Source organism: Pseudomonas mercuritolerans (genome assembly GCF_025706525.1).
In the GTDB taxonomy this organism is placed as follows: Bacteria; Pseudomonadota; Gammaproteobacteria; order Pseudomonadales; family Pseudomonadaceae; genus Aquipseudomonas; species Aquipseudomonas mercuritolerans.
In genome coordinates this window covers 518,054-541,915 of record NZ_JAMSHA010000002.1, presented here as the reverse complement: position 1 = coordinate 541,915, position 23,862 = coordinate 518,054, and the positions used below count along the sequence as shown (strand labels likewise).

General features: G+C 59.2%; 24 protein-coding genes. 13 read left to right on the top strand and 11 right to left on the bottom strand.

Annotated elements, in window-relative coordinates:
* Window positions 1–111 precede the first annotated feature (111 nt).
* Entirely contained in the window at window positions 112–1,044 is a 933-nt protein-coding gene (locus ND528_RS07275; protein WP_130910101.1) for a response regulator, read from the top strand.
* Window positions 1,045–1,252: 208 nt separating this feature from the next.
* Window positions 1,253–2,149: a peptidoglycan DD-metalloendopeptidase family protein gene (locus ND528_RS07270; protein WP_122506249.1), complete on the top strand. Its 897-nt coding sequence runs from the start codon at window positions 1,253–1,255 to the stop codon at window positions 2,147–2,149.
* Window positions 2,150–2,321: 172 nt separating this feature from the next.
* Here ND528_RS07270 and ND528_RS07265 read toward each other — a convergent pair whose 3' ends face one another.
* From ND528_RS07265 to phoB, 3 genes are all read right to left on the bottom strand, one after another.
* The gene (locus ND528_RS07265; protein ID WP_016772486.1) at window positions 2,322–3,662 is read right to left on the bottom strand and encodes a hemolysin family protein; all 1,341 of its coding nucleotides are present in this window, start codon (window positions 3,660–3,662) and stop codon (window positions 2,322–2,324) included.
* Between the two features lie 123 nt (window positions 3,663–3,785).
* Window positions 3,786–5,072, bottom strand: coding sequence for a phosphate regulon sensor histidine kinase PhoR (gene phoR, locus ND528_RS07260; RefSeq protein WP_221264854.1), 1,287 nt, complete (start codon window positions 5,070–5,072; stop codon window positions 3,786–3,788).
* Between the two features lie 138 nt (window positions 5,073–5,210).
* Window positions 5,211–5,900, bottom strand: coding sequence for a phosphate regulon transcriptional regulator PhoB (gene phoB, locus ND528_RS07255; RefSeq protein WP_007896474.1), 690 nt, complete (start codon window positions 5,898–5,900; stop codon window positions 5,211–5,213).
* Between the two features lie 151 nt (window positions 5,901–6,051).
* On the opposite strand from phoB, the gene ND528_RS07250 reads away from it, so the two are divergent.
* Window positions 6,052–6,435: a COG4315 family predicted lipoprotein gene (locus ND528_RS07250; protein ID WP_263469984.1), complete on the top strand. Its 384-nt coding sequence runs from the start codon at window positions 6,052–6,054 to the stop codon at window positions 6,433–6,435.
* A 117-nt stretch (window positions 6,436–6,552) separates the two neighbouring features.
* On the opposite strand, the gene ubiA is transcribed toward ND528_RS07250, so the two are convergent.
* Complete coding sequence (gene ubiA / locus ND528_RS07245; protein WP_212617453.1) at window positions 6,553–7,443, bottom strand: 4-hydroxybenzoate octaprenyltransferase; 891 nt, start codon at window positions 7,441–7,443, stop codon at window positions 6,553–6,555.
* A complete protein-coding gene (locus ND528_RS07240; RefSeq protein ID WP_263469983.1) occupies window positions 7,443–8,003 on the bottom strand; it encodes a chorismate--pyruvate lyase family protein in 561 nt (186 codons plus the stop codon). Before ND528_RS07240 ends, ubiA begins: the two co-directional genes overlap by 1 nt.
* Before the next feature lie 201 nt (window positions 8,004–8,204).
* Here ND528_RS07240 and ND528_RS07235 point away from each other — a divergent pair, with 201 nt between their 5' ends.
* The 3 genes from ND528_RS07235 (at window position 8,205) to ND528_RS07225 (ending at window position 10,007) form a co-directional block, all read left to right on the top strand.
* Complete coding sequence (locus ND528_RS07235) at window positions 8,205–8,372, top strand: rubredoxin (RefSeq protein ID WP_003177199.1); 168 nt, start codon at window positions 8,205–8,207, stop codon at window positions 8,370–8,372.
* Between the two features lie 20 nt (window positions 8,373–8,392).
* Window positions 8,393–9,541 (top strand): NAD(P)/FAD-dependent oxidoreductase, encoded by a 1,149-nt coding sequence (locus ND528_RS07230; protein WP_263469982.1) that lies wholly within the window; start codon window positions 8,393–8,395, stop codon window positions 9,539–9,541.
* Window positions 9,542–9,731: 190 nt separating this feature from the next.
* The gene (locus ND528_RS07225; protein WP_003213368.1) at window positions 9,732–10,007 is read left to right on the top strand and encodes an HU family DNA-binding protein; all 276 of its coding nucleotides are present in this window, start codon (window positions 9,732–9,734) and stop codon (window positions 10,005–10,007) included.
* Window positions 10,008–10,104: 97 nt separating this feature from the next.
* Here the strand turns inward: ND528_RS07225 and ND528_RS07220 are convergent, their stop codons facing one another.
* The 6 genes from ND528_RS07220 to ND528_RS07195 form a co-directional block, all read right to left on the bottom strand.
* On the bottom strand, window positions 10,105–10,461 hold the full coding sequence (locus ND528_RS07220; protein WP_071172084.1) for a hypothetical protein: 357 nt from the start codon (window positions 10,459–10,461) through the stop codon (window positions 10,105–10,107).
* 98 nt (window positions 10,462–10,559) lie between these two features.
* Window positions 10,560–12,890 (bottom strand): lipase family protein, encoded by a 2,331-nt coding sequence (locus ND528_RS07215; RefSeq protein ID WP_263469981.1) that lies wholly within the window; start codon window positions 12,888–12,890, stop codon window positions 10,560–10,562.
* Entirely contained in the window at window positions 12,887–13,684 is a 798-nt protein-coding gene (locus ND528_RS07210) for a hypothetical protein (RefSeq protein WP_408005029.1), read from the bottom strand. The genes ND528_RS07215 and ND528_RS07210 overlap by 4 nt, the downstream gene beginning before the upstream one ends.
* A 41-nt stretch (window positions 13,685–13,725) precedes the next feature.
* Entirely contained in the window at window positions 13,726–14,517 is a 792-nt protein-coding gene (locus ND528_RS07205; protein ID WP_263469979.1) for a hypothetical protein, read from the bottom strand.
* Window positions 14,514–15,362 carry a DUF4123 domain-containing protein gene (locus ND528_RS07200; RefSeq protein ID WP_263469978.1) on the bottom strand — a complete coding sequence of 283 codons (849 nt, stop codon included), beginning with the start codon at window positions 15,360–15,362 and terminating at the stop codon, window positions 14,514–14,516. The genes ND528_RS07205 and ND528_RS07200 overlap by 4 nt, the downstream gene beginning before the upstream one ends.
* A complete protein-coding gene (locus ND528_RS07195; protein WP_263469977.1) occupies window positions 15,359–17,383 on the bottom strand; it encodes a type VI secretion system Vgr family protein in 2,025 nt (674 codons plus the stop codon). The genes ND528_RS07200 and ND528_RS07195 overlap by 4 nt, the downstream gene beginning before the upstream one ends.
* 701 nt (window positions 17,384–18,084) lie before the next feature.
* Between ND528_RS07195 and tssA the strand changes: the two genes are divergently transcribed.
* From tssA to ND528_RS07160, 7 genes are read left to right on the top strand one after another with little or no spacing between them, the layout of a single operon-like run.
* The gene (gene tssA, locus ND528_RS07190) at window positions 18,085–19,647 is read left to right on the top strand and encodes a type VI secretion system protein TssA (RefSeq protein ID WP_263469976.1); all 1,563 of its coding nucleotides are present in this window, start codon (window positions 18,085–18,087) and stop codon (window positions 19,645–19,647) included.
* Window positions 19,648–19,679: 32 nt separating this feature from the next.
* Window positions 19,680–20,183 carry a type VI secretion system contractile sheath small subunit gene (tssB, locus tag ND528_RS07185; protein ID WP_016772498.1) on the top strand — a complete coding sequence of 168 codons (504 nt, stop codon included), beginning with the start codon at window positions 19,680–19,682 and terminating at the stop codon, window positions 20,181–20,183.
* A 28-nt stretch (window positions 20,184–20,211) separates the two neighbouring features.
* Window positions 20,212–21,687: a type VI secretion system contractile sheath large subunit gene (gene tssC, locus ND528_RS07180; RefSeq protein ID WP_016772499.1), complete on the top strand. Its 1,476-nt coding sequence runs from the start codon at window positions 20,212–20,214 to the stop codon at window positions 21,685–21,687.
* Window positions 21,688–21,696: 9 nt separating this feature from the next.
* Window positions 21,697–22,104, top strand: a complete 408-nt coding sequence (gene tssE, locus ND528_RS07175) for a type VI secretion system baseplate subunit TssE (protein ID WP_007920274.1) — start codon at window positions 21,697–21,699, stop codon at window positions 22,102–22,104.
* 11 nt (window positions 22,105–22,115) lie between these two features.
* Entirely contained in the window at window positions 22,116–22,619 is a 504-nt protein-coding gene (locus tag ND528_RS07170; protein ID WP_263469975.1) for a PAAR domain-containing protein, read from the top strand.
* 5 nt (window positions 22,620–22,624) lie between these two features.
* The gene (locus ND528_RS07165) at window positions 22,625–23,476 is read left to right on the top strand and encodes a hypothetical protein (RefSeq protein ID WP_016772501.1); all 852 of its coding nucleotides are present in this window, start codon (window positions 22,625–22,627) and stop codon (window positions 23,474–23,476) included.
* Window positions 23,473–23,856, top strand: a complete 384-nt coding sequence (locus ND528_RS07160; RefSeq protein WP_110599800.1) for a hypothetical protein — start codon at window positions 23,473–23,475, stop codon at window positions 23,854–23,856. Before ND528_RS07165 ends, ND528_RS07160 begins: the two co-directional genes overlap by 4 nt.
* The last annotated feature ends 6 nt before the right edge of the window (window positions 23,857–23,862 follow it).

Sequence of the window (23,862 nt, the reverse complement as noted above, 5' to 3'; positions counted from 1 at the left end):
TCGAATTAAAAAGCAGCACCCGCGAACGAAAAGTCCCGGCGTGACTGAAGAGTTTTGGCAATGTGCCATCAGCCAGCGTTATGCTTGCCGGGATTTTAATAGGGGTGTTGGATGAGCAAGATCAGTGTGTTGGTCGTGGACGATGCTTCGTTCATTCGTGACCTGGTGAAAAAGTGCCTGCGTAATTACTTCCCGGGGATCCGCACCGAGGACGCCATCAACGGCAAAAAGGCCCAGGCCATGCTGGCCAAAGAGGCTTTCGACCTGGTGCTGTGCGACTGGGAAATGCCGGAAATGTCCGGCCTCGAACTGCTGACCTGGTGCCGCGAGCAGGACAACCTCAAGACCATGCCGTTCGTCATGGTCACCAGCCGTGGCGACAAGGAAAACGTGGTCCAGGCGATTCAGGCCGGCGTTTCCGGCTACGTCAGCAAGCCGTTCACCAACGAGCAGCTGCTGACCAAGGTCAAGCAGGCACTGAACAAGGTCGGCAAGCTCGACACTTTGATGAACAGCGCGCCGACCAAGATGAATTCGGCGTTCGGCAACGATTCCCTGAGCGCCCTGACCGGCGGCAAGCCTGCCGTGGTCGGCGGCGCTGCGGCCAGGCCTGCCGCTGCTGCACCCGCTCCAGCCGCTGCACCGTCGCGCGGTTTGCTCAACAGCCCGCCAGTTCAGGCGCCCGGTGCATCCAAGGCGCCGGTGGGCGGTCGTGGGCAGGGCCAGCTGCGGTTGCCGAGCGGCAATCAGCAATGCGTGATCAAGGCCTTGAGCATCAAGGAAGCCCTGCTGGTAGTGAAGCGCACCGAAACCCTGCCGCAGATCCTCGACAGCGCCGTGCTCGATCTGGAGCAGGGCGATAACGCCGAGATCGCGCGCCTCAATGGTTACCTGCACGCCATCGTCGCCCACGAGCAGAAAGCCGACAGCGACTGGCTGCAACTGACCTTCCGCTTCGTCGACCAGGATGCGCAGAAGCTCGACTACATCTCGCGCCTGATCGCGCGGGGCACGGCGCAGAAGCACTTCGTACCCGGCGCGTAAGCTTCGTCGCCCGATAGGCCGCCTTCGCGAGCAGGCTCGCTCCCACCCTGGAACGCATTCCAAATGTGGGAGCGAGCCTGCTCGCGAAGGGGCCAGCCGAAACACCACCCATCTGCCGCGCTGGGCAATTTGAAACATCTGTCGACTAGCCTGGTCTGTCTCAGCTGCTAGGCTGATTCCCAGGCCTTCCATCGACAGACTTTTGCCCATGCTCGCGCGCCTGCTGTTTTTCTGCGGTCTCTGCCTGGCCTCCCAGCTGGCGATGGCCATGACCATCTACAAATCCACCGATGCCAATGGCGTGGTCTCGTACAGTGACCGCCCGAGCAAAGGCGCGAAGGTGTTCGTGTTTCAGGATCGCATGGTCGAGCGCCTCGACCGCCAGGTGTACCTGGACATCAAGAAGCAGAAGGGCGTTGATGTAGTGTTTGCGCGCAACGATCTGTACGCGCCGGTCGAGGTTGCCCTGGCCTTCATCGGCACGAGCAATGTGCGTGGCGCGCCAGCGCAGGCGATCCGTCGCGTGCTGCCACCGCGCAGCAATACGCGGCTGGCGCTGCTGACGGCGATCAGCCGCGACCAGCCGCTGGTGTACTCGCCGCAGTTCCAGTATTCGCTGGGCGACCCCGCAGGCACCGCGCAGAGCTATCGCTATCCGCTGCCCTGGCGTGGCGGGCCGTTTCGCCTGAGTCAGGGCGCCAACGGCCAGTACAGCCACTATGGGCCGAAGAACCGCTACGCCATGGACATCGCCATGCCGGTGGGCACGCCGATCATCGCCGCGCGAGCGGGAGTGGTGGTCAAGACCGAGAACTCCCAGAGCGGACGCGGCACCGATGCCTCCGGCAATTTCGTGCGGGTGCTGCACGACGACGGCACCATGGGAGTGTACCTGCATCTGAAACAGGGTTCGGTGAGTGTGCGCGAAGGACAACGGGTCAAGGTCGGCAGCCCGCTGGCGCTGTCCGGCAACACCGGCAACAGCAGCGGCCCGCACCTGCACTTCGTGGTGCAGCGCAATACCGGAGAGGGGCTGGTGTCGATTCCCTATCAGTTCAACCAGCCGCTGGGGGCGTTGCCCAACTTTGCGTTGGGCAAGCAGTAGGCGCGATAGGGTGTTGAGGGTTTTTGTGGCGAGGGGATTTATCCCCGTTGGGCCGCGAAGCGGCCCCAAATATTGCGACTCTGTACTAACTGACTGCATTCAATGGTTTTGGGACGGCTGCGCCGTCCAACGGGGATAAATCCCCTCGCCACAAGAGCTCCCCAAACTCCCATCAATCCAGCATCAACACCTTGGCCAGGACAATCTTCGGCCCTTTCATTTTCTTGATGATGATGCGCAGGCCTTCGACTTCCAGCACTTCTTCCTCTTCCGGCACCCGTTTCAGGGTTTCGTAGACCAGCCCCGCGAGGGTTTCCGCTTCGATGTGATCCAGATCGATGCCGAGCAGGCGCTCGACCTTGAACAACGGCGTATCGCCACGCACCAGCAACTTGCCCGGCTGATAGGCGAGGATGCCGCGCTCTGCCTTGCGGTGTTCGTCCTGAATGTCGCCGACCAGCACTTCCAGCACGTCTTCCATGGTCAGGTAGCCGATGATGTTGCCGTCAGCCTCCTCGACCACGGCGAAGTGCGAGCCGCCCTTGCGGAACTGCTCCAGCAGTTGCGACAGCGGCATGTGCCGCGATACGCGCTCCAGCGGGCGGGTCAGCTCGGCCAGGTTGAACGACTCGGGAATGTGGTCCAGCGCGGCCAGTTCCAGCAGCAGATCCTTGATGTGCAGCAGGCCGACGAACTCCTGGCGCTCGCTGTCGTACACCGGATAACGGCTGAACTTGTGGCGACGGAACATCGCCAGGATTTCCTTCAGCGGCGCATTGAATTCGAGGGTGATCAGGTCTTCGCGGGAGTTGGCCCAGTCGACCACTTCCAGCTCGCCCATTTCCACGGCCGAGGCCAATACGCGCATGCCCTGATCGCTGGGATCCTGGCCACGGCTGGAGTGCAGGATCAGTTTCAGTTCTTCGCGGCTGTAATGGTGTTCATGGTGCGGGCCGGGTTCGCCTTGCCCGGCGATACGCAGAATCGCGTTGGCGCTGGCATTGAGCAGGTAGATCGCCGGGTACATCGCCCAGTAGAACAGGTACAGCGGCACCGCCGTCCACAGCGACAGCAGCTCGGGTTTGCGGATCGCCCACGACTTGGGCGCCAGCTCGCCGACCACGATGTGCAGGTACGAAATGATGAAGAACGCGGTGAAGAACGACACGCCTTTAATGATCTCGGGCGAGTCGACGCCGACCGCGCTCAGCAGCGGTTCGAGAATATGCGCAAATGCCGGTTCACCGACCCAGCCCAAGCCAAGGGAGGCGAGGGTGATGCCGAGCTGGCACGCCGACAGGTAGGCATCGAGCTGACTGTGCACGGTGCGCAGGATGTGCCCGCGCCAGCCGTGTTGTTCAGCGATGGCCTCGACCCGGGTCGAGCGCAGTTTGACCATGGCGAATTCCGCCGCAACGAAAAAGCCGTTGAGCAACACCAGGATCAGAGCAAAAAGGATCATGCCGAAGTCGGCGAAAATGGTAGCGAGGGACAAGCCAGGGGAAGGGTCCATGATGGAGTTTTGCGGGTTCCGTGTGATTCGAAAGTAGGGAGAAACAGCGCCTGAAAGGCAGGCACAAGTCAGCCAATGTAGCGGCTGACCGTGCGATTGCCTAGTGGCGTGTGCCGGGCGGCATCACTCGGTGGCGCTGATCGCCCGTGCGCTGGCCACCTGGGCCGGGGCGAAATGGCAGGTGAAGGTGCTGCCGTGACCGGGCACGCTGCTGATCTCCATGCGTGCACGGTGGCGCAGCAGCACGTGCTTGACGATTGCCAGGCCGAGGCCGGTGCCGCCGGTGTTGGAGTTGCGGCTGGAGTCGACGCGGTAGAAACGTTCAGTCAGGCGCGGCAAGTGTTTGCTGTCGATGCCGATGCCGGAATCCTGCACGCTCAGGTGCGCGCCCTGATCGTCGCCCCACCAGCGAATGCGGATGTTGCCCTCGGCCGGGGTGTACTTGACCGCGTTGAACACCAGATTGGAAAACGCACTGCGTAGTTCGGCCTCGCTGCCCTTGAGCAGCACTCCGGCATTGGCCTCGAGGCTGATGCGCTGGTTCTTCGCTCCCGACAACTGCTGCGCATCGCTGGTGATCGATTGCAGTAGCGTGTCGATCTGCACCGGCTGGTTGTCCGACGGGTAGTCGGTGGCTTCCAGTTTCGCCAGCAACAACAGGTCGTTGAGCAGCGTCTGCATGCGCCCGCCCTGTTGCTGCATCTGTTGCAGGGCTCGGCTCCAGCGCGGGTTCACTTCCTCGACATTGTCGAGCAGGGTTTCCAGATAGCCGCAGATCACCGTCAGCGGTGTGCGCAGCTCGTGGGAGACGTTGGCGATGAAGTCCTTGCGCATCTGTTCCAGCTGATGAATGCGCGTGACATCGCGCACCAGCATCAGGTGTTCATTGTTGCCGTAGCGGGTCAGGTACAGCTGAATGCGCACGCGATCGTTGGTCGGCGAAGGGATTTCCAATGGCTCGGCGAAGCTGTCCTGCTCGAAGTATTCCTTGAAGCGCGGATGGCGCACCAGGTTGGTCACCGGTTGGCCGCTGTCCTGCGGAGTCTTCAGGCCGAGCAGGGTTTCGGCGGCGCGGTTCCACCATTCGAGGTTGCCGTCGCTGTCGAGCATGATCACCGCGTCTTTCAGCGCGGCGGTGGATTCCTGCACCCGGTCGATCACCGCTTGCAGACGTCCGCGCACCCGTTGGTCGCGGCGTTGCAGGTGATAGATGCTGTCGAACACCTCGCCCCACAGACCATAGCCATCGGGCGGTGCTTCGTCGGGTTGATGCTGGCGCAGCCATTCGTGCAGACGCAGCAGTTGCTTGAGCGTCCAGGCCAGATAAAGCCCCAGACCCGCTGCGAGGCTCCAGCCGTAATAGCCGGTGATCAGGCCGATCACCAGGCAGGCGGTGACCAGCAACAGCATGTGGCGAATCAGGGTGCCATGCCAGTTTTGATTCACAGAGGCGTCCTTAGCCGCAGTTTCAAGTTTCAAGTCGCAAGCACCAAGCTAACGCGGATCGGCTTTCACTTGCCGCTTGTAGCTAGAAACTTGCAGCAGCTTTTATGCTTTTGTGGAGAACCGATAACCGGTGCCGCGCACGGTTTGTACCAGATTTTCGTAAGCGTCGCCGAGGGCCTTGCGCAGGCGGCGGATGTGCACGTCGACGGTGCGCTCTTCGACATAGACGTTGCCGCCCCAGACCTGGTCGAGCAACTGGCCACGGGTGTAGGCGCGTTCCTGATGGGTCATGAAGAATTGCAGCAGGCGGTATTCGGTCGGGCCCATCTCGGCGGGTTTGCCGTCGATGGTCACGCGGTGGCTGATCGGGTCGAGCAGCAGGCCGCCGACTTCGATCGGCGCTTCGCCATCGGTCGGTCCGGCGCGGCGCAGCACAGCCTTGAGGCGGGCGACCAGTTCACGCGGCGAAAACGGTTTGGTGATGTAGTCGTCGGCGCCGACTTCCAGGCCCTGGATCTTGTTGTCCTCTTCGCCCTTGGCGGTGAGCATGATGATCGGGATGTCCCCGGTCAGCTCGTCACGCTTGAGGCGCCGGGCCAGTTCGATGCCCGAGGTGCCGGGCAGCATCCAGTCGAGCAGGATCAGGTCCGGTTTGCGGTCGACGATGATGGCGTGGGCCTGCTGCGAGTTCTCTGCCTCGAGGCAGTCATAGCCGGCCATTTCCAACGCCACGGCGATCATTTCGCGAATGGGCGCTTCGTCGTCGACGATCAGAATGCTCCTGCCAACCATGCCTTAATCCTCTTGTCATTTAACTGTCTTGCGCCGCATTAGATAACGGAATTATTGCAGTCGTGTGACAGTATTTCAGAGTGGCGGCGTTTGTGCTGATCCTGAACTAAGCTCCAAGTCCGAATCCTGACAACCACAAAAGAAGGTTTCCATGACTCAGATGACTGCTTCTTTCAAAGCCCTGCTGATGGCCGCCGCCCTGACATTGCCGGGGCTGGCCATGGCCGCCGATCCGGCGATGGAGAAGGACGGCATGTATACCGACCACAAGGGCATGACCCTGTACACCTTCGCCAAGGACTCCGCTGGCAAGTCCGCGTGCAATGAAACGTGCGCGGCAAACTGGCCGCCGCTAATGGCGACAGCGAATGACAAGTCGATGGGGGACTGGACGGTAATCACTCGTGATGATGGCAGCAAGCAGTGGGCCTACCAGGGCATGCCGCTGTACACCTTCGTCATGGACAAGAAGGCCGGCGACATGACCGGCGACGGCAAAATGGACGGCGCGTGGAAAGTTGCCAAGGCCAAATAACCACGACGCACAAAACTGTGGGAGCGAGCCTGCTCGCGAAAAGCGGTGTGCCAGCTATTGCAGAGGTGACTGACATGACGCCTTCGCGAGCAGGCTCGCTCCCACAGGTGTCATGCATCAGCGCAGCGCGTAATCCAGCACGATCCCGACAAAGATCGCCAACCCTGCCCAGTGGTTATGCAAGAACGCCTTGAAGCAACGCATGCGGTCGCGATCGCGGGTGTACCAGAACTCCCACGCATAACATCCCGCAGCCACCAGCAAGCCGAGGTGGAACCAGATCCCCAGCTCGAACTTCGACCCGGCCAGAATCAGGCAGGCCAGCGACAATGCCTGCAAGCTGAGGATGATCACCCGATCCGCTTCGCCAAACAGTATCGCCGTGGATTTCACGCCGATCTTCAGGTCGTCATCCCGATCGGTCATCGCGTAATAAGTGTCATAACCCACCGTCCACAGCAGATTGGCGATCCACAGCAGCCACGCCGCCGCCGGCAATTCTCCGGTCTCAGCGGTAAAGGCCATTGGCATGCCCCAGGAAAACGCCGCGCCCAGCACCACTTGCGGGTAGTAGGTGTAGCGCTTCATGAACGGATAAGTGAATGCCAGCGCCAGCCCACCCAGCGACAGCCAGATCGTCGGCGCGTTGGTGCACAGCACCAGCAGAAAACTGATGCCCATCAGCACGGCAAAGAACACCAGCGCTTCCTTCGAGCTGATCCGGCCAGCGGCGAGCGGCCGTTGCGCGGTGCGTTTGACGTGGCCGTCGACCTTGCGGTCGGCCCAATCGTTGATCACGCAGCCGCCGGCACGGGTCAGCACCACGCCGAGGACGAAAATGACGATGTTGGCCAGCGACGGTGAACCCTTGCCGGCAATCCACAGCGCCCACAGCGTCGGCCACAGCAACAGGTAAATACCGATCGGCTTGTCCATGCGCGTCAACTGCACGAAATCCCAGGCGCGCGGGTTCAGACGGTTGAGGGACTTGAGCAGGCTCTGATACATCAGCAGTTCTCCGGATGGGCGCGGGCGACGTCCCACAGGCTCGGCAGGAAGATTTCCGCGACCAGCACGCTCAGCGCGCCACGGTCGAAACGCGAACGCCGGCCCCACAGCTCAGGGGCTTGCACCGCTGGCGGCAACCATTGTTCAGGGTAGTGGCAGACTTCAATGGCGCGGCGCTGAAATGCCCGATCGCAAAACAGCAATTCGCCCAGCGAGCGGCTGCCCAGTTCATCCATGTGCAAACCATCACCTTGCAGGGCCGCCCGCGAGGCAACGCTGCGGGCAAACACCCAGGCCTCGCCGTGGCCGCGCAAATACACCTCGCGCACCCAGCCTTCGCTGCCCTCGGCCAGATCCAGTGCCGCGCATTCATCAGCGCGCAAGATGTCCCAGCCTTCGAACAGCGGCGACACGCTGAAGCCGTCCTCGGACAAACGGGTCAAACGGCGGGTCAGCGAGCCTTCGTCGAACAACCAGTCGAGGGTCAACGGATCGGGGCGGGGCGTCAGGCGGTCTTGGGTCAGCCAGAGCGGGGCGGGGCAGGCATTTGAATGTTGCACAATGAGTCATTATTGGCCGCAAATGAGGCGGCGAGCTTACCATGGCGGGCGACAGGATTGAGCGGCGCCGGCCGCCGTTGCGCCGAACAGGCTTGCATCTGCGCGGCACCCTCAGTACAAAACGCCCTGAGCCGGATGGCAACGCAGCACCCATCGACCGTCCGCGCCGGCACTACGCCTGAACCCTGAGGAAGTACCTGAATGAAGAAGTGGCAATGTATCGTCTGTGGCCTGATCTATAACGAAGCCGATGGCTGGCCGGATGACGGCATCGCGCCGGGCACGCGCTGGGAAGACGTACCGGCAGACTGGCTGTGCCCCGACTGCGGCGTCGGCAAAATGGACTTCGAAATGATCGAAATCAACTAAGCAAATCAGAGGAGTAAGGCATGAGCGCACCAGTCGTCATCATCGGCACCGGGCTTGCGGGCTACAACCTGGCCCGCGAGTTTCGCAAGCTCGACAGCGAAACCCCGCTGCTGCTGATCACCGCCGATGACGGCCGCTCTTACTCCAAGCCGATGCTCTCCACCGGTTTCGGCAAGAACAAGGATGCCGACGGCCTGAGCATGGCCGAGCCCGGCGTCATGGCCGAGCAGTTGAAGGCCGAAGTGCGCACCCACACGCGCATCAGCGGCATCGACGCTGGCCACAAACGCTTGTGGATCGGCGAAGAAGCCGTGCCCTATCGCGACCTGATTCTGGCCTGGGGCGCGGAAACCGTGCGTGTGCCGATCGAAGGCGACGGCGCGGAACTGGTGTTCCCGATCAACGATCTGGAAGACTACGCGCGGTTCCGTGCCGCAGCGGCGGGCAAGCGGCGGGTGTTGTTGCTCGGCGCCGGGCTGATCGGCTGTGAATTTGCCAATGACCTGATCCTCGGCGGCTACGAAGTGCAACTGGTCGCGCCGTGCGAACAGGTCATGCCGATGCTCTTGCATCCTGCCGCTGCGGCGGCCGTGCAGGCCGGGCTGGAGAGTATCGGGGCGAAGTTTCACCTCGGCCCGGTGCTGACCCGCCTGAAGAAAGTCGCCGATGGCCTCGAAGCGCACCTGTCCGACGGCCAGATCATCCCGTGTGATGTGGTGGTCTCGGCGATCGGCCTGCGCCCGCGCATCGATCTGGCAGCAGCTGCCGGCGTGCAGGTCAATCGCGGCGTGATGGTCGATCGTTACCTGAAGACCTCTCACGCCAACATCTACGCCTTGGGCGACTGCGCTGAAGTCGATGGGCTCAATCTGCTCTACGTGATGCCGCTGATGAGCTGCGCGCGCGCTTTGGCGCAAACCCTCGCAGGAAACCCGACCGCGGTCAGCTACGGGCCGATGCCGATCACCGTGAAAACCCCGGTGTGCCCGCTGGTGGTGTCGCCGCCGCCACGGGGCAGCGAAGGCATTTGGAGCGTCGAAGGGCAGGGCGCCGACATCAAAGCGCTGTGCCACAGTGCCGAAGGTCAGTTGCTCGGTTACGCCCTGACCGGCGGGGCAGTCATGGAAAAACTGGCCCTGAACAAACAGCTGCCGCCGCTGCTGGCGTAAATGCCGGTCGTTCTGTCGCAAACACCGCTCTTTTGCCCCGACAAAGGTCTTGGTGAGACTGGCGCCGCCGTTGGCGGCGTGCCATTCTCACTCCCGTCTGCCGCAGAGTAGAGCCTGCGGCGCCTTGGGCGCTGTTCCAACGAGAACAGCACGGACATAACAACAAAAAACCGTCAAAGGGGCTTCACTAATGCGTAAACCAGAACTCGCCGCTGCAATCGCCGAAAAGGCAGACCTGACCAAAGAACAGGCCAACCGCGTCCTCAACGCCGTCCTCGAAGAAATCACCGGCGCCCTGCACCGCAAGGACAGCGTGACGCTGGTCGGCTTCGGCACCTTCCTGCAACGCCACCGCGGCGCCCGCACCGGCAAAAACCCGCAGACCGGCGAACCGGTCAAGATCAAGGCCAGCAACACCGTGGCATTCAAGCCAGGCAAATCGTTGAAAGACAGCGTCAATCCTTGATGGCGGCGTGCTCCCCTGAATGACGGGGAGAACCGCAAATGAGAAATGGGCACACCGATTGCGGTCGGGTGCCCATTTTTTGTGGCTGTCTGTTGGCTTACTGGCGTCGGAAGCAGGCCTTGCCGTTGCCGAAATCCACGGCCAGGCAGTTTGGCTCGATCGCCAGTTGCAGGTCCTGGAACAGTCCGCCCAGATCGCTGTTGGAGGCAGGCTTGGTTTTGCTTTCCAGCACTACAGTCTGGTTCTCGACTTTCCAGGTGCCTTTGGCAAAGCCATCGGCGCTGCCATACGCCACACCGGCATCAAAGGTGCCGTCTTTGCGCAAGAGCAACTCGGCGCCCATTTCCATTGCGCCGGTCAGGTAGTAATGGCCGTCCAATGGTGGGGTTTCCGCTGACGCGTGGGTGATGGGCAGCCACATGAGCGCGGCGAAAAACAGTGGTTTCAATTCCATGCAATGAAGCTCCTTGGCGGTTGTAGTAGGGGGGGGGGTCGGATTTTCGAGCGTTGGATTCTGGCACAGCCATGTTTTGCCCGCCCGTTGTCCAGGCGCTACACAATCGAATCAATATCCAGATGAAACGGCGCGCCAACTGCATGCCCACCGGTCATCGCGGCGATAGCGGCGTCGTGGTCTTCAGCGGCTGGCGGGATCATCGCCAGTTGCTCCTGAACCAGGTTTTCAGGGTGGGCGTTCCAGCGCAGCAGACTTTCCTCGACCCATTCGGGCTGGTCGGCATAGCTGCCGTAAACGTCGGTCTCAGTGACCCGTTGACTGCGCAGCGCTGTCAGGCGGGCCTTGGTCATGCTGATCTTGTCTATTTCCTGATTGAGCATCAGCGTCTTGTGCGCGCGCTCCTGCTCTCGCACGTAAGAACGGTGGTTGTTTTGCAGATCGCGCTTAACGGCCCGCAGCTGTTGCTGAATATTCTCCAGCGCGCTGCTGATCCACTCGAATTCGCGATTGGTCACCAGCGAACGCTTGAGCTGCAGTGCTTCCTGCCAACGGCGCAAGCTGGCCCAGCAGCCGGGAATGTAGCTGTCGACCATTGAGTGGTGACCTGCGGAGAACAACTGCCGCAGAAACGATCCGCGCTCGGGCAAGCCGTTGGTAGCGCGCAGGGCCTTGGCGCAGCCGTGATCGATGATCGTGCTGCAACCTGGCTCCCAGAGAATGGAGGACCGGTGGTCCTTGCCGAACTCAACGGGCATGAAATGGCGCAAGGCACCGTGATGCCCGTAGTCGTCGCCGAAGAAATTGGTGATTCCCCAGATCAACAGGCCGAAGCCGGCGACCGGAATGAGGCCCAACACTACGGCGTTGGCTCCGTACATCGGTGCGGGTTTGGCGAAGGTATTCATCCAGGTCGCCGGCACGCTCGGCACCGGATCGTTCTGATTGACGATGCGGTGATGAACCAGCGATTTGGCGCTTTCGATGAAGGTGGTGTCGCCGGCGCGGGGGGCGCCGTAGGTGTAGAGCACGATATCCGGGTCGAAACGTTTATCACGGCGCAGCATCTCGGACAGGATCAATGCCACTGCCCCACCCAGACTGTGCCCGGTGATCAATAACTTTTGCCCGCTGTAGAACTTGTCCAGATACGTCTCGATGAAGGGAAAAGCTGCCAAAGCAGCGCCGTAAAAGCCGCGGTGCACTTTGCCTTCTCCTTGCTGGAACGGAACCTGATAAGCATCTCCATCACGCAGACCGTCGGGCCAGAATTCACTGGTACCGCGTACGCTGATCAGAATCAGGTCGTCGTGGTGGCAGATGAATGCCTGGGTATCAGTACGGTTGTCCTTGTCACGGTCATCAAGGCAGTGCAACTTGGCCGGGTGCTCCTGTTCTTCTCCCAGCGCCGGGTCATTCACTTCGGGGTAAAGGTTCGGGTCAAACGGCACCACTTCCAGGCGTTTCGAATACGGTACGTCTTCATACAGGGGGTAGTATTTATGCGTTTGCGAGTCATCGACCTTCCACAACTCATCGAACTGCGGTAACGCGTGGCCAAACCAGTTACCGCTGCTGGGCTGCACGGGGAAACTCACCGTGTCAGCCTGCACCGGTTGAGTGTTGGGTTCCTGTCCGAAATCGGTGTAGCTCAGCGTCGCCATCACCGACAGCTGATAAAGGTTGAGCGCGCAGAACGCATCGGCTGTCGACAGCATTGGCCGTAGCGCTCTCATCGGCCGCACTTCCAGCACATGGTGCTTGTTCGGCAGCAGTGCGACGCCCTTGGGCGGTGGCGGGGAAAACCCCAGCTCGACGGTGGCCATTTCCGCGGGACTCAGGATTGCGTGCAGCCCGCCATCCGCGGCGGTTTTATCGACGACCGTGAAGTCTCTGGACTTCGCCGCCGATCGCATGAGCTTGTGCGCCGCCCTCTTCGGAGGGTCGCGACGAGCAGCCAGCGGTGGCAGGTGGGCGATGTGCTTTACCAGCTCACTGACCTCGACCTGACAGTACACGTCGGTTTCGGGCAGGTCCTTGGCGGGGTTGGCCTGGGTGCGAGTGCCTGTTTTATGAAAGAAGCGGGTTTTTTCGGCGCGGACCTGGAGTTCAGTGATGGGGAGGGGGTAGTGTTTTCTGCGAGTTAACTCGCTGTAAACATCGTTTTCACCCTGATAAGCAATATTGATTTTAAGCACCACCGGCCCGCAAAAATGTTTTGCGACTTTGCCTGACCCTGTTGCATCAAGTTTGCCTTGATAGACGGTGTCTTCGTAATCAATCGCTTCGTATGCCAGACCCGCATATGGTTTACCGTCACCGAATTCATCCACGAGCTGAAAACTTGTTGAGTGTCCACGCCGGGGGCAGGCATGTATGTTGCCTTGCATGAAGATTGCGTCATGTACAGCTAAAGACTTAATGCTCATGGCGCATCATCCTTACTGTCTGTACAGCTTGGGTAAATAGTGCAGATCCGTTCATCCACCATTCTAAAGGTGCTGAAGTCGTTGTGATTTCCATAGCAAAACGCATGTTGGTCCTCAAAACCTTTCCCCATGCAGCGCTTCCAGCCCCCAGGTACTTTGACCCATGTATCTCCCATATAAGGCTGTTCGTCCGCAGCTAACTTGATCCGAAGTTTTACGGTCTTGCCTGGCAACTGAGCCAGTGTGTACGCCGCAAAGGGACGGCTCCTGCCGACATTCCCCTGCGGATCCATCTTCTTGCAAGTCAGAATTTTGGTGATGTAGCGCTTAGGACCAATCGTTCGAAACAACCACTGGCACTCGCCGAAAAACCTTTCCGTGCCATCATCGTCGATACTGCCCATCTGTCGCTCCAGCAACTCTGGGCGCACGGCAAACGAGGCATAGTCGTAGCCCAAATACTCGCGTTTTTCATCTCGTCCAATCACGCCGATAATTTTGATTTCCACTTTGTTGAGCGCCAACGGACAATCGCTGACGGTTTTGTACAACTCGATTTCCGCAGTGCTTACATATTCCATGGTGGGTTTATTAAAGCTCACCCAGAAATCCGGCTTCCCTGGCACGCGGCAGGTTTCACCCGCGGCGGGCAGGTAGATAGCCTTCAGCTCATATTTGAAATCAGGTGGGAAGTCCGGAATAAAGGTGAAGGAGTTCGGCTTGTCTACCGCCGAACAGCCTGAAGTCAGAGCGAGAACACCGCCGAGAGTACTGGCGAAGAGGGCTCGTTTGATACGCGGGAGCGTTTGCCGCCGATTGAATTCTTTCCGGTCGTTCATGGCTTTTCTTCCGTGTTTTCTTTGCATCCCGGATAGATAGTGCAAACCCGCCCATCGACCATTTTGAAAGTGCTGAAATCTTTGTCGTTGCCGTAGCAAAAGGCGTATTGATCCTCGAAGTTCTCACCCATACAGCGCTTCCAGCCGCGGGTTACTTTGATCCAGGTATCGCCGATGGCTGGAAGTTCTTCACTTGCCAGCCTGACCTTCAGCGTCACCGTTTTGCCCTCAAGTTGAGTCAATGTGTACGCCGTGGAAGGTCTCGTTCGCAGCACGTTGCCCTGTGCATCCATGTTTTTGCAGGTCAGCAGTTTGATCAGGAAACGATGTGGACCGACGGTGCGGAATGACCACCTGCATTCACCATAAAACTCCCCTGCACCGTCCTCGTTGAAAGTGCCCTTTAGTCGTTCCAGCAACTCTGGACGCACGAAAATCGAGGCGTAGTCCATGCTGAAGTTGCTTCGGCCTTTTCCATAAAAACCGATGAGCTTGATTTCCACTTTGTTGAGCGCCAACGGACAATCGCTGACGGTTTTGTACAACTCGATTTCCGCAGTGCTTACATATTCCATGGTGGGTTTATTGAAGCTCACCCAGAAATCCGGCTTTCCTGGCACACGGCAGGTTTCACCTGCGGCAGGCAGGTAGATAGCCTTCAGCTCATATTTGAATCCGGGCGGAAAATCCGGAACAAACAAAAAGGTGTTCGGGGGCTTCACCGTCGTACAACCCACCAGCAATCCCAGGCAACCACTCAGCAGCAACCCTCGTTTCAAGTTCCTCATCGACCTGCCTCTCCCTGCCAATACAACGCTTCCTGATATACCCGCTCAAAATGCATCGCCGGATCTTCACCGGGTTTGGGCAGCCATGATTTGCCTGGCCGATATCCCGGTAACTGCAAACTGCGGGTCAGCAAGAAATGCACTTGCTCCGGTTGTTGCCAGCCCCACAAGTGCGTCAGTTGAATCAGGCCCCACAGCCACTCATCGACGTTGAGCTGTTCGGCCAGCGTGGCCATGGCTTCGGTGTGTTCGCCGACCAGGTAACGGCGGGTGTTGTCGAACAGCACGTTGGCGTAGATCAGCTCCGGGGTCGGCGTGTGCAGCCACGGCGGATCCATCGGCAGCGGGTGGTGGCCGGGGTCCGGGTTGTCGATGGCGTTCCATCGCTCTGCGTGCCAATAGCAGACGCTGTTGAATGGCCCGAGAAACGCCGCGCGGTGCTCGGGTTGCAGGTGCGCCAGCGCACGGCCCAGAACCCGGTTGTCATGCACGCGGTACACCGCCTGATTCGGGCGTTCGCCGGTTATCAGGCGCTCGCGCCAATGCGCCGCCAGCAGATCAAGTTCGACGTGACGGGCACTGGCCAGCCAGCCCCAATTGCGCTCGGGCGTGGCGAGCAAGGTCTGGATGGCGGGATGCTGCGCCGTATCGATTTGCAACAGCAGCGGGCCGATCGGCACCAGCGACTCGGCCGGCGTGCCGCTGTAGAGCGGACGAAACCGCTCGGTGCCGAGGTCGCGGGTCAACGCAGCGTGCTCTGCGCTTTGGCCGTCGGTGTCGAGCATCAGATACAGTTCGCAGCCGGCGCGGGACTGAGCGTGCAACCATTGTTCGACCGGGCTCATGCGACTTCTCCCAGCTCGCACAGACCCGCCGCGCAGGCTTCGCACAGCGGGCAAAAATCCGCTGCCTGCTGGCGGGCGCTGTTGATGATCGACAGCGGCGTGGCGCTGCTCGGAAGAACCAGGCCAGCCTCTGCCTGTAGCGGCTGTAGCGGTGCGAGCCCCGGTAGTGGCGCTCCGCCCTGAACGATGGGCACGCTGCTGAAAATCCCGCCGGCATTGATCACGATGTGATGACCGCCCGCTGACAGCGTCAAGCTCATGCCGGCATCGATCACCACGTTGCTTGCCGTGACATGCGCCTGCTGGCCGGCCTGGATCACCAGAGCGCCCAAGGTCTGGCTGCTGGTGCCGCTGACCTGCAACAAGTCGTCGGCGTTGATTACTGTGCTTCGCAGTCCTTGATGAGTGCGCGAATCCTTGCCCTCGATGAGACTGGTGCTGTCATTGCCGACATGCTCATGGCGGTCGCGAGTGATCAGGCTGCGGCTGTCGTTGAGGATCAGTTGCTCGAGGTCGCGCTGCGCGCGCAGGTAGATCTTCTCCTGCCCGGCGCGATCCTCGATCGACAGTTCGTTGTAGCCGCCATTGCGCGGTGAGCTCTGGCTGCGTAATACCGTGCGGGTTTTACTCGCCGGCAAGGGATGGGCGACGGCATTGACCTTGTTGGCGATGCAGCCGGTAATCAGCGGTTGGTCCGGGTCGCCTTCCAGGAAGGTCACGACCACTTCCATGTCGACCCGGGGAATGGTCACCGCACCGAATCCGTCACCTGCCCAACTGGACGCTACGCGTAACCAGCAGCTGCTTTTTTCGCTGTTGCGTTCAGCGCGATCCCAGGGAAACTCGACACGAACCCTGCCGTACTCATCGCAGAAGATCTCTTCTCCGGGAGGCCCGGTAACGCGCGCGGTCTGGCAGACCAGCAAGGGCCTTGGCGCGGGCAAAGGCGGACGGTAGACCACCTCTGCGGGAATGGCCCTGAAGGTATTGCGATAGCCCTGGGAAAAACCATCGGCAGGTTTCGCCTCGCTGCTGAAAGCCTCTTCGAGCACTGCCGGTTGCTTGCCTTCGTGACTGAGACTGACCAACAGCCACAACTCGTTGCACTCGGCCCTGGGATGTTCGCTCAGCTCGAACAGGTGACCGCTGCGCAAAATCGCCTGATCGCTTTTGCCTTCAATCCATTGGTAGTCGCTGCGATGGCGCTCCAAGGCCTGACGCGCCAGCTGTTTGCCGTGCTTCTCGGACTTCAGCAACAGTGGATAGCGATAGTCCTCCAGAGCCGGCGTGAATTCTGCGGTGAAGCGGCTTTCCAGCAGCAGGCTTGGGCGCTTGAGATCATAGTCACGGCGGGTGACCGTGCTGGTACGGGTGTTGAAGCCCATGGTCAGGTGGTTGACGACCGGGTGTTCGGCAACCATGCCGCTATCAACCCGAAAGTCTGTCGTACCCAATTTGCGTGCGAACACCGGGCTGTCGCTGAATACCAGTAAGTGCCCGTCGAGCGAATGTTGATGGTGCCAGGCAATACCCTCTTCGGCGCACAGGCGCTGGATGAACAGGAAGTCGCTTTCGCCGTACTGCGTGCAGTACTCGCGAGGCTCACCGGCGGCGACATTGAACGTGAAGTCATCGGCCTGGATGCCATGCCCTTTGAGCACTTGCGCGATGATCTGCGGCACGGTCAGTTGCTGGAAAATCCGCTGGTCGTGGCTCAGTTGCAGATAATGCAGCGCCGGTACCAGTGTCAGTTCATAACGGGTCAGGCGCTTGCCTGAGTCGCCGAGCATGACGTTTTCGATCCGCCCGTGAATGCCTTCGCCCGCTGATCCGAACTGCAGAAACGCAGGTTGGCTGAGCAAGCTTTCCAGATCGAAATCCGCGTGCTCGCTCACCAGCTCGATGCGAAATGCGTACAGCTGACTGATGGCTTCAGTGCCAGTGAACGCGAGCACCTTGAAGTCGTGACGAATGGCCGGGATGTGCAATGAGAATGGCGCGCAGTGGCCTTTGCCGAACATGGGCTTGTCCTTAAGCAAAGTGAGTCAGAGCGCGATGCCGTCCTCCCTGATCGCCGCGCATGAAAAGTTGCCAGGGCAAGCTAGCGGCGCGGCAAATTAATTGATGTAAGAAGTATCCCTGACATTTGTCAGAGTATTCCGGGTGTGAAAGTGTCGTCCGGAATGAAGGAAGTGTCCGTAGGCAGGTGCTTCGATAACTATCGAGTTTGCAATGTTTGAAGGATTTCGGAAGTTTTCAGAAATATGAAATGCCATCATTATAGTGGCACTTTCTGCGTTGATCGTTGTCACGGAGAACTTATTGAAGCAAACCAGTCATTTTCGGAAGTGTCCTACTTCTATTTTTTTTTGAATTTGGCATGCTGCACGCCGCTTGGGGGTACGAGCGTAAGGTAAACTCGCCCGGCCGTGGCGCAGGGCTCTGGGTCAAGGGTTTGACAGGGTCATGGAAAATTCGTCGTGTATTAATCGGCCTCAGGGAAACCCCTGCGACATATAGGGCGATCTCCTACAGACCTCAACGAACAGTTCGTCTTGTTGTTTAATCAGATGCTTGCTAGTGGCCATCATTGTGATTACGATGCGCCCACTTGAAAGAGCACATCTCAATTGGATGAGTCGCTGAACTGCTCTTCGGTACTGTCCCGCGTTGCTGAAACTCCATTCGCGCGCATGACTGTAATCCTTAATAAAGGCCATGGATGTCCTACTCAAGCAAACTTTCCGCCCATTACCTCGAACTCGCAAAAGTCTCTGTTTCCAAAGAGAATTTTGCGGGCGAAGACGTTCGTTTTTCGAGCGAATTCGAGGCGCTGGAAAGTGAGCTGGCCAAGGCTTCGTCGATGCACGAAAGCGGGCAGATCGACTGGCTGAAAATCCGCGAAAACAGCGAAAATCTGCTGCGTACCCAATCCAAGGATCTGCGTGTCGGCGCCTGGCTGACCTGGTCGCTGTACCAGCGCGAATCCTTCCCCGGGCTGCTGGCCGGCCTCGGTCTGCTGCACCATCTGTCGGAAAACAACTGGGCCGACGTCCACCCGCTCAAACCCCGCACCCGTGCCGCCGCGATCGGCTGGCTGGTGCCGCGTCTCGAGCAGGTCATCACCGAAAACATTGCGATCAAAGAGCAGTTGCCGATGTTCCGGCAGCTCTCCGAGCACCTGGCCGGTCTTGAGGCCGCGTGCACTGAACACCTGGGCGATGACGCGCCGCTGCTGCTGCCGATCTCCCGCCGCCTGAAAACCATGATTCAGCGCGCCGCCGACAACCAGCCGGCCCCCGGCGTGGTGGGTGCGGCGGTGGCGCAGGTCAAGCAGGCCGCGAGTCAGTTGCTCACGCCCGGCGCGCCGATCGACAACGAACGCGATGCGCACAAGGCCCTGCGCGCCCAGCAGGACAGTGCCCGGCCGTTGTGTGCCTGGTGGCTGAAGCAGAAGGCCACCGACCTGCGTGCCCTGCGCCTCAATCGCACGCTGTTGTGGATGACCATCGACGCGGTACCCGAGCGCAACGCCGAACAGATCACCGTGCTGCGCGGGCTGCCGCTGGAAAAACTCAAGCTCTATCAGGACCGTTTCGATCAGGGCAAATACGCCGACCTGCTGGTGGAACTGGAGGCGAGCCTGGCGAAGGCGCCGTTCTGGTTCGATGGCCAGAGGATGGTCTGGGAATGTCTCCAGAACCTCAACGCCGAGCTGGCCATGCGCGAAGTGGAAATCCACTTCGCGCTTTTGATTCAGCGCCTGCCGGGCATCATCGAGTTGCGCTTCCATGACGGCGCGCCGTTTGCCGATCCGTCCACCCGGGCGTGGATCGCCGCCAACGTCATGCCGCACCTACAAAGCGCCAGCGCGCCGCGCAAGGTCGAAAGCGAAAACGTCGAAACCCAGCCGGCCTGGGAAAAAGCCCTTGAGGACGTCCAGCCGATCCTGCGCAAGGAAGGTTTGAAACCCGCCGTGCAGATTCTCAAGCAGGGCCTGCAATCGGCCCACGGTGGCCGCGAACGCTTCTTCTGGCAGTTCACCCTCGCGCGGCTGTGTTTCCTGGCCAAGAAATACGAACTGGCCAAGAACCAGCTCGAAACCCTCGATCAGACATTACAGGACTCAGGCCTGCACGCCTGGGAGCCCGATCTTGCATTGCAAGTGCTGCACCTGCTGCACAGTTGCTGCGAGTTGTTGCCGCAGAACCACGCCGTACGTGAAAGCAAGGAAGAGATTTATCGCAGGCTGTGCCACCTCGACCTCGAAGTGGTACTCGAATAGGCCCCAGGGCCACAACCGCAAGGAGAAAAGCCATGGCCAAAGAAGGCTCGGTAGCCCCCAAGGAACGCATCAACGTCACCTTCAAACCCGCCACCGGCGGAGCTCAGGAAGAGATTGAACTGCCGCTGAAGCTGCTGGCAATCGGTGACTACACCCACCGCAAGGACGATCGCAAAATCGAAGATCGCAAGCCGATCAGCATCGACAAGATGACCTTCGACGAAGTGTTGGCCAAGCAAGAGCTGGGTCTGACGCTGAGCGTGCCGAACCGTCTGCAGGAAGATGGCGAGGCTGAAGAGCTGGCCGTGCAATTGCGCGTCAATTCGATGAAGGACTTCAACCCGGCCAGCCTGGTCGAGCAAGTGCCTGAGCTGAAAAAACTGATGGAACTGCGCGATGCGCTGGTGGCCCTCAAAGGCCCGCTGGGTAACGCACCTGCGTTCCGTAAAGCGATCGAAGGCGTGCTCGCCGACGACGAATCCCGCGGTCGCGTACTCGGTGAGCTGGGCCTGAACGCCGCAGCCCCGGACGCCTGAGACTCCAGTAGCCAAGGAAGCCAACACAATGAGCACTAGCGCAGCACAAGAGAAGAGCGCCGCCAGCGGCGAATACAGCATTCTCGACAGCATCATCGCCGAAACCCGTCTGACCCCGGACGACGAAGCCTACGACATCGCCAAGCGTGGCGTGTCGGCGTTCATCGAAGAGCTGCTCAAGCCGCAGAACAACGGTGAGCCGGTCAAGAAAGCCATGGTTGACCGCATGATCGCCGAGATCGATGCCAAGCTCAGCCGTCAGATGGACGAGATCCTGCACCACCCGGATTTCCAGGCTCTGGAATCGTCGTGGCGTGGTCTGCAGCTGCTGGTCGACCGCACCAACTTCCGCGAAAACATCAAGATCGAAATCCTCAACGTCTCCAAAGAAGACCTGCTGGACGATTTCGAAGATTCGCCGGAAGTCATGCAGTCGGGCCTGTACAAGCACATCTACACCGCTGAATACGGCCAGTTCGGTGGTCAGCCGGTGGGCGCGATCATCGCCAACTACTACATGTCGCCAAGCTCGCCAGACGTCAAGCTGATGCAGTACGTGGCCAGCGTTTCGTGCATGTCCCACGCGCCGTTCATCGCTGCCGCCGGGCCGAAATTCTTCGGCCTGGAAAGCTTCACCGGCCTGCCGGATCTGAAAGATCTGAAAGACCACTTCGAAGGCCCGCAATTCGCCAAATGGCAGAGCTTCCGTACCTCGGAAGATTCTCGCTATGTTGGTCTGACCGTGCCGCGTTTCCTGCTGCGTAACCCGTACGATCCGGAAGAAAACCCGGTCAAATCGTTCGTGTACAAGGAAACCGTTGCCAACAGCCACGAGCACTACCTGTGGGGCAACACGGCCTACGCGTTCGGCACCAAGCTGACCGACAGCTTCGCCAAATTCCGCTGGTGCCCGAACATCATCGGCCCGCAGAGCGGTGGCGCGGTTGAAGACCTGCCTCTGCACCACTTCGAAAGCATGGGCGAAATCGAAACCAAGATTCCTACCGAAGTACTGGTTTCCGACCGTCGTGAATACGAACTGGCCGAGGAAGGCTTCATCTCCCTGACCATGCGTAAAGGCTCCGACAACGCGGCGTTCTTCTCCGCCAGCTCGGTGCAGAAGCCGAAGTTCTTCGGCATCAGTGCAGAAGGCAAGGCGGCAGAGCTGAACTACAAGCTCGGCACCCAACTGCCGTACATGATGATCGTCAACCGCCTGGCTCACTACCTGAAAGTGCTGCAGCGCGAGCAACTCGGTTCGTGGAAAGAGCGTACCGACCTCGAGCTGGAACTGAACAAGTGGATCCGTCAGTACGTTGCCGACCAGGAAAACCCGAGCGCCGAAGTGCGTGGCCGTCGTCCGCTGCGCGCTGCGCAAGTGATCGTCAGCGACGTTGAAGGCGAGCCGGGCTGGTACCGCGTGAGCTTGAATGTGCGTCCGCACTTCAAGTACATGGGTGCCGATTTCACCCTGTCGCTGGTTGGCAAGCTGGACAAAGAGTAAGAGCGACTCATGGACGGATACGGCAGCCTGTTCGAACGCCTCAACGGCGACGCACAACTACGCAAGGGCAACAGCCTTGAGGCTTGTGCCATGGCGTCAGTGGCTGCCCATCTGGCCAAAATGCTCAGCACCCGGGCCGGCAGCGTGCAAACGCTGGCCGACTACGGGTTGCCCGATCTCAATGACATGCGCCTGAGCCTGCACGACTCCCTGAGTCAGGCCCGTCTGGCTATCGAAAACTTCATCGAAGCCTACGAGCCGCGCCTGAGCAACGTGCGTGTCATTTCCCTGCCGCGTGACCACGATCAACTTCGCCTGGCCTTCAGTATCGAAGGCCTGCTGGAAGTCGAGGGTTTCAAGCGTCAGGTCAGTTTCTCCGCGCGCCTGGATGGCAGCGGTCAAGTCAAGGTCACCTAAGGAGATCCCCGATGTCTGGCAAACCCGCAGCACGCGTATCCGACCCCACCGCTTGCCCGCTCCCCGGCCACGGCACCAACCCGATCGCCGCCGGTTCCGGCGACGTGTTCTTCGACGGCCTCGCGGCCGCCCGCCAAGGCGATGTCTCGGCGTGTGGTGGTGCGATGGTCGGCGATCTTGCGACAACCGTGTTGATCAACTGCAAACCGGCTGCGACCGTAGGTTCGGTTGGATCTCACGGCAATAAGGTCACGGCCGGATCCGGGACGGTGATTATTGGCAATTCGCATACGCCGGCGCCGTTTGTGCCGCCGGAGCCGGTCATCATTCCTGGAATATTCAATCGTGCCTTTGAATTCAAAACCGCAGATGGAAGAACGGTTGAAAATTTAAACTACATCATGCGCTCTGATAGCGGGATTGAGAAAACAGGCTCAACGTCAACAGGCATGTCAGGTGGTTTTTCAACTGGAAAGACGGCAGAGCCTGTAACTATATATATTTCGGCGGACTAGTAGGTATGGAGACCGTAATCAACATCGATGGTGTCGCTTACACGTTTGTGACTCAGGACGAGGTGACTACACTTAAAGTTCTTACCGAAACAACTGAGAGCAAGGATACAAAGCCGAAGAAAGTTGACCTTCCGTTGGCCTGGATTATTACGCGAAAAAGTGGTGTGCCGCTCTTCGCCTTGAAACCGGGTAAGGATGACTCTCCATTCAGAATTATCACTGCGGAGAAACTATACGCAGAAAAGGGTCAGTGGTTCGAACCGTTGGCCAGATATTATAGAGAGCTTGTCTGGATCAACCCGGAAACAACGCAGGCCGGATCAGAATCGCATGCGGCTTATAAACATGTTACTTGGCAGGAGCTGATCGACTTCGCAATCGTCGACCGGTTTTCATTCACTTTTCACTCTGGAATGCCGGGTGACTGGAAATTCCGTGCCGTGGGCGGTGCTGAGTTCTTGATGGTGTTCATGGAGGATAAACCGTATTGGACTGATGGCATTGGCCAGGTGCCGTTTGCGGTTAACACCTATAGAAAATATCTGCGAGAAACAAAGCAGGTAGAACTCGCAATAAAGCTGGCTGGTGAAACGGGTGTGACCTGGGGCGACGGCAAAGCCTATACCGGAGCAGAGCGAGGACCGAAAGACGTTTACGATAACTTCATCATATTGCGAGGGATATTGTGGGCAAAAGAAAACTGCAAGTTGGTTGTGAAAAAAGACACGGTATACGATAAAGGTATCCCGCACACAATTGAACTTACTGACGCACCTTATGTGCCTGTATCGAATGCGAAGTTAATAAATCCAATTTCGCAAGGCGATATGGATCAGTACGGGGCATGGAATAAATGAAAGCTCGTCGCTTAGTTGCCTGTATTCCACACCTGATAGTATGTGCCCTGTATATTCCTTTGCATAACTACGGTGTCGACGTATATATCGATATGTATGGCGGGTTGACATCGAGAGGTATCGGCATCGGTATGACGCCGGATCTAATGGTTCAGTATTTTGTGGTGATGAACGCTATAGCGTTTTTTGTCCCCAAGCTGAAATTAAAGGTCCTGTCTGTCTCATTAATGCTGGGACTTATTTTGTACTATTTTTTGCCTCACTACCCCGTCCGTGCGATGGCTTACACCTCGATGGGTGGTGTCCTGACTTTTGCGGCGATATTTGCTGGCCAATTGATTGATCGCGTTTTTTTTTCAAATCGAGAAGTTAAAGCATGACTGTTG

What these genes read in the sequence shown, in the direction of transcription:
- tssE (WP_007920274.1), top strand. Translation starts at nt 21,697, where the DNA reads ATGGACGGATACGGCAGCCTGTTCGAACGCCTCAACGGCGACGCACAA.
- phoB (WP_007896474.1), bottom strand. Translation starts at nt 5,900, where the DNA reads ATGGTTGGCAGGAGCATTCTGATCGTCGACGACGAAGCGCCCATTCGC.
- ND528_RS07160 (WP_110599800.1), top strand. Translation starts at nt 23,473, where the DNA reads ATGAAAGCTCGTCGCTTAGTTGCCTGTATTCCACACCTGATAGTATGT.
- tssC (WP_016772499.1), top strand. Translation starts at nt 20,212, where the DNA reads ATGAGCACTAGCGCAGCACAAGAGAAGAGCGCCGCCAGCGGCGAATAC.
- ND528_RS07215 (WP_263469981.1), bottom strand. Translation starts at nt 12,890, where the DNA reads ATGAGCATTAAGTCTTTAGCTGTACATGACGCAATCTTCATGCAAGGC.
- ND528_RS07220 (WP_071172084.1), bottom strand. Translation starts at nt 10,461, where the DNA reads ATGGAATTGAAACCACTGTTTTTCGCCGCGCTCATGTGGCTGCCCATC.
- ND528_RS07165 (WP_016772501.1), top strand. Translation starts at nt 22,625, where the DNA reads ATGGAGACCGTAATCAACATCGATGGTGTCGCTTACACGTTTGTGACT.
- ubiA (WP_212617453.1), bottom strand. Translation starts at nt 7,443, where the DNA reads ATGTATCAGAGCCTGCTCAAGTCCCTCAACCGTCTGAACCCGCGCGCC.
- ND528_RS07170 (WP_263469975.1), top strand. Translation starts at nt 22,116, where the DNA reads ATGTCTGGCAAACCCGCAGCACGCGTATCCGACCCCACCGCTTGCCCG.
- ND528_RS07205 (WP_263469979.1), bottom strand. Translation starts at nt 14,517, where the DNA reads ATGAGGAACTTGAAACGAGGGTTGCTGCTGAGTGGTTGCCTGGGATTG.
- tssB (WP_016772498.1), top strand. Translation starts at nt 19,680, where the DNA reads ATGGCCAAAGAAGGCTCGGTAGCCCCCAAGGAACGCATCAACGTCACC.
- ND528_RS07270 (WP_122506249.1), top strand. Translation starts at nt 1,253, where the DNA reads ATGCTCGCGCGCCTGCTGTTTTTCTGCGGTCTCTGCCTGGCCTCCCAG.
- ND528_RS07235 (WP_003177199.1), top strand. Translation starts at nt 8,205, where the DNA reads ATGAAGAAGTGGCAATGTATCGTCTGTGGCCTGATCTATAACGAAGCC.
- ND528_RS07275 (WP_130910101.1), top strand. Translation starts at nt 112, where the DNA reads ATGAGCAAGATCAGTGTGTTGGTCGTGGACGATGCTTCGTTCATTCGT.
- phoR (WP_221264854.1), bottom strand. Translation starts at nt 5,072, where the DNA reads ATGCTGTTGCTGGTCACCGCCTGCCTGGTGATCGGCCTGATCACCGGC.
- ND528_RS07265 (WP_016772486.1), bottom strand. Translation starts at nt 3,662, where the DNA reads ATGGACCCTTCCCCTGGCTTGTCCCTCGCTACCATTTTCGCCGACTTC.
- ND528_RS07200 (WP_263469978.1), bottom strand. Translation starts at nt 15,362, where the DNA reads ATGAGCCCGGTCGAACAATGGTTGCACGCTCAGTCCCGCGCCGGCTGC.
- tssA (WP_263469976.1), top strand. Translation starts at nt 18,085, where the DNA reads ATGTCCTACTCAAGCAAACTTTCCGCCCATTACCTCGAACTCGCAAAA.
- ND528_RS07225 (WP_003213368.1), top strand. Translation starts at nt 9,732, where the DNA reads ATGCGTAAACCAGAACTCGCCGCTGCAATCGCCGAAAAGGCAGACCTG.
- ND528_RS07250 (WP_263469984.1), top strand. Translation starts at nt 6,052, where the DNA reads ATGACTCAGATGACTGCTTCTTTCAAAGCCCTGCTGATGGCCGCCGCC.
- ND528_RS07230 (WP_263469982.1), top strand. Translation starts at nt 8,393, where the DNA reads ATGAGCGCACCAGTCGTCATCATCGGCACCGGGCTTGCGGGCTACAAC.
- ND528_RS07195 (WP_263469977.1), bottom strand. Translation starts at nt 17,383, where the DNA reads ATGTTCGGCAAAGGCCACTGCGCGCCATTCTCATTGCACATCCCGGCC.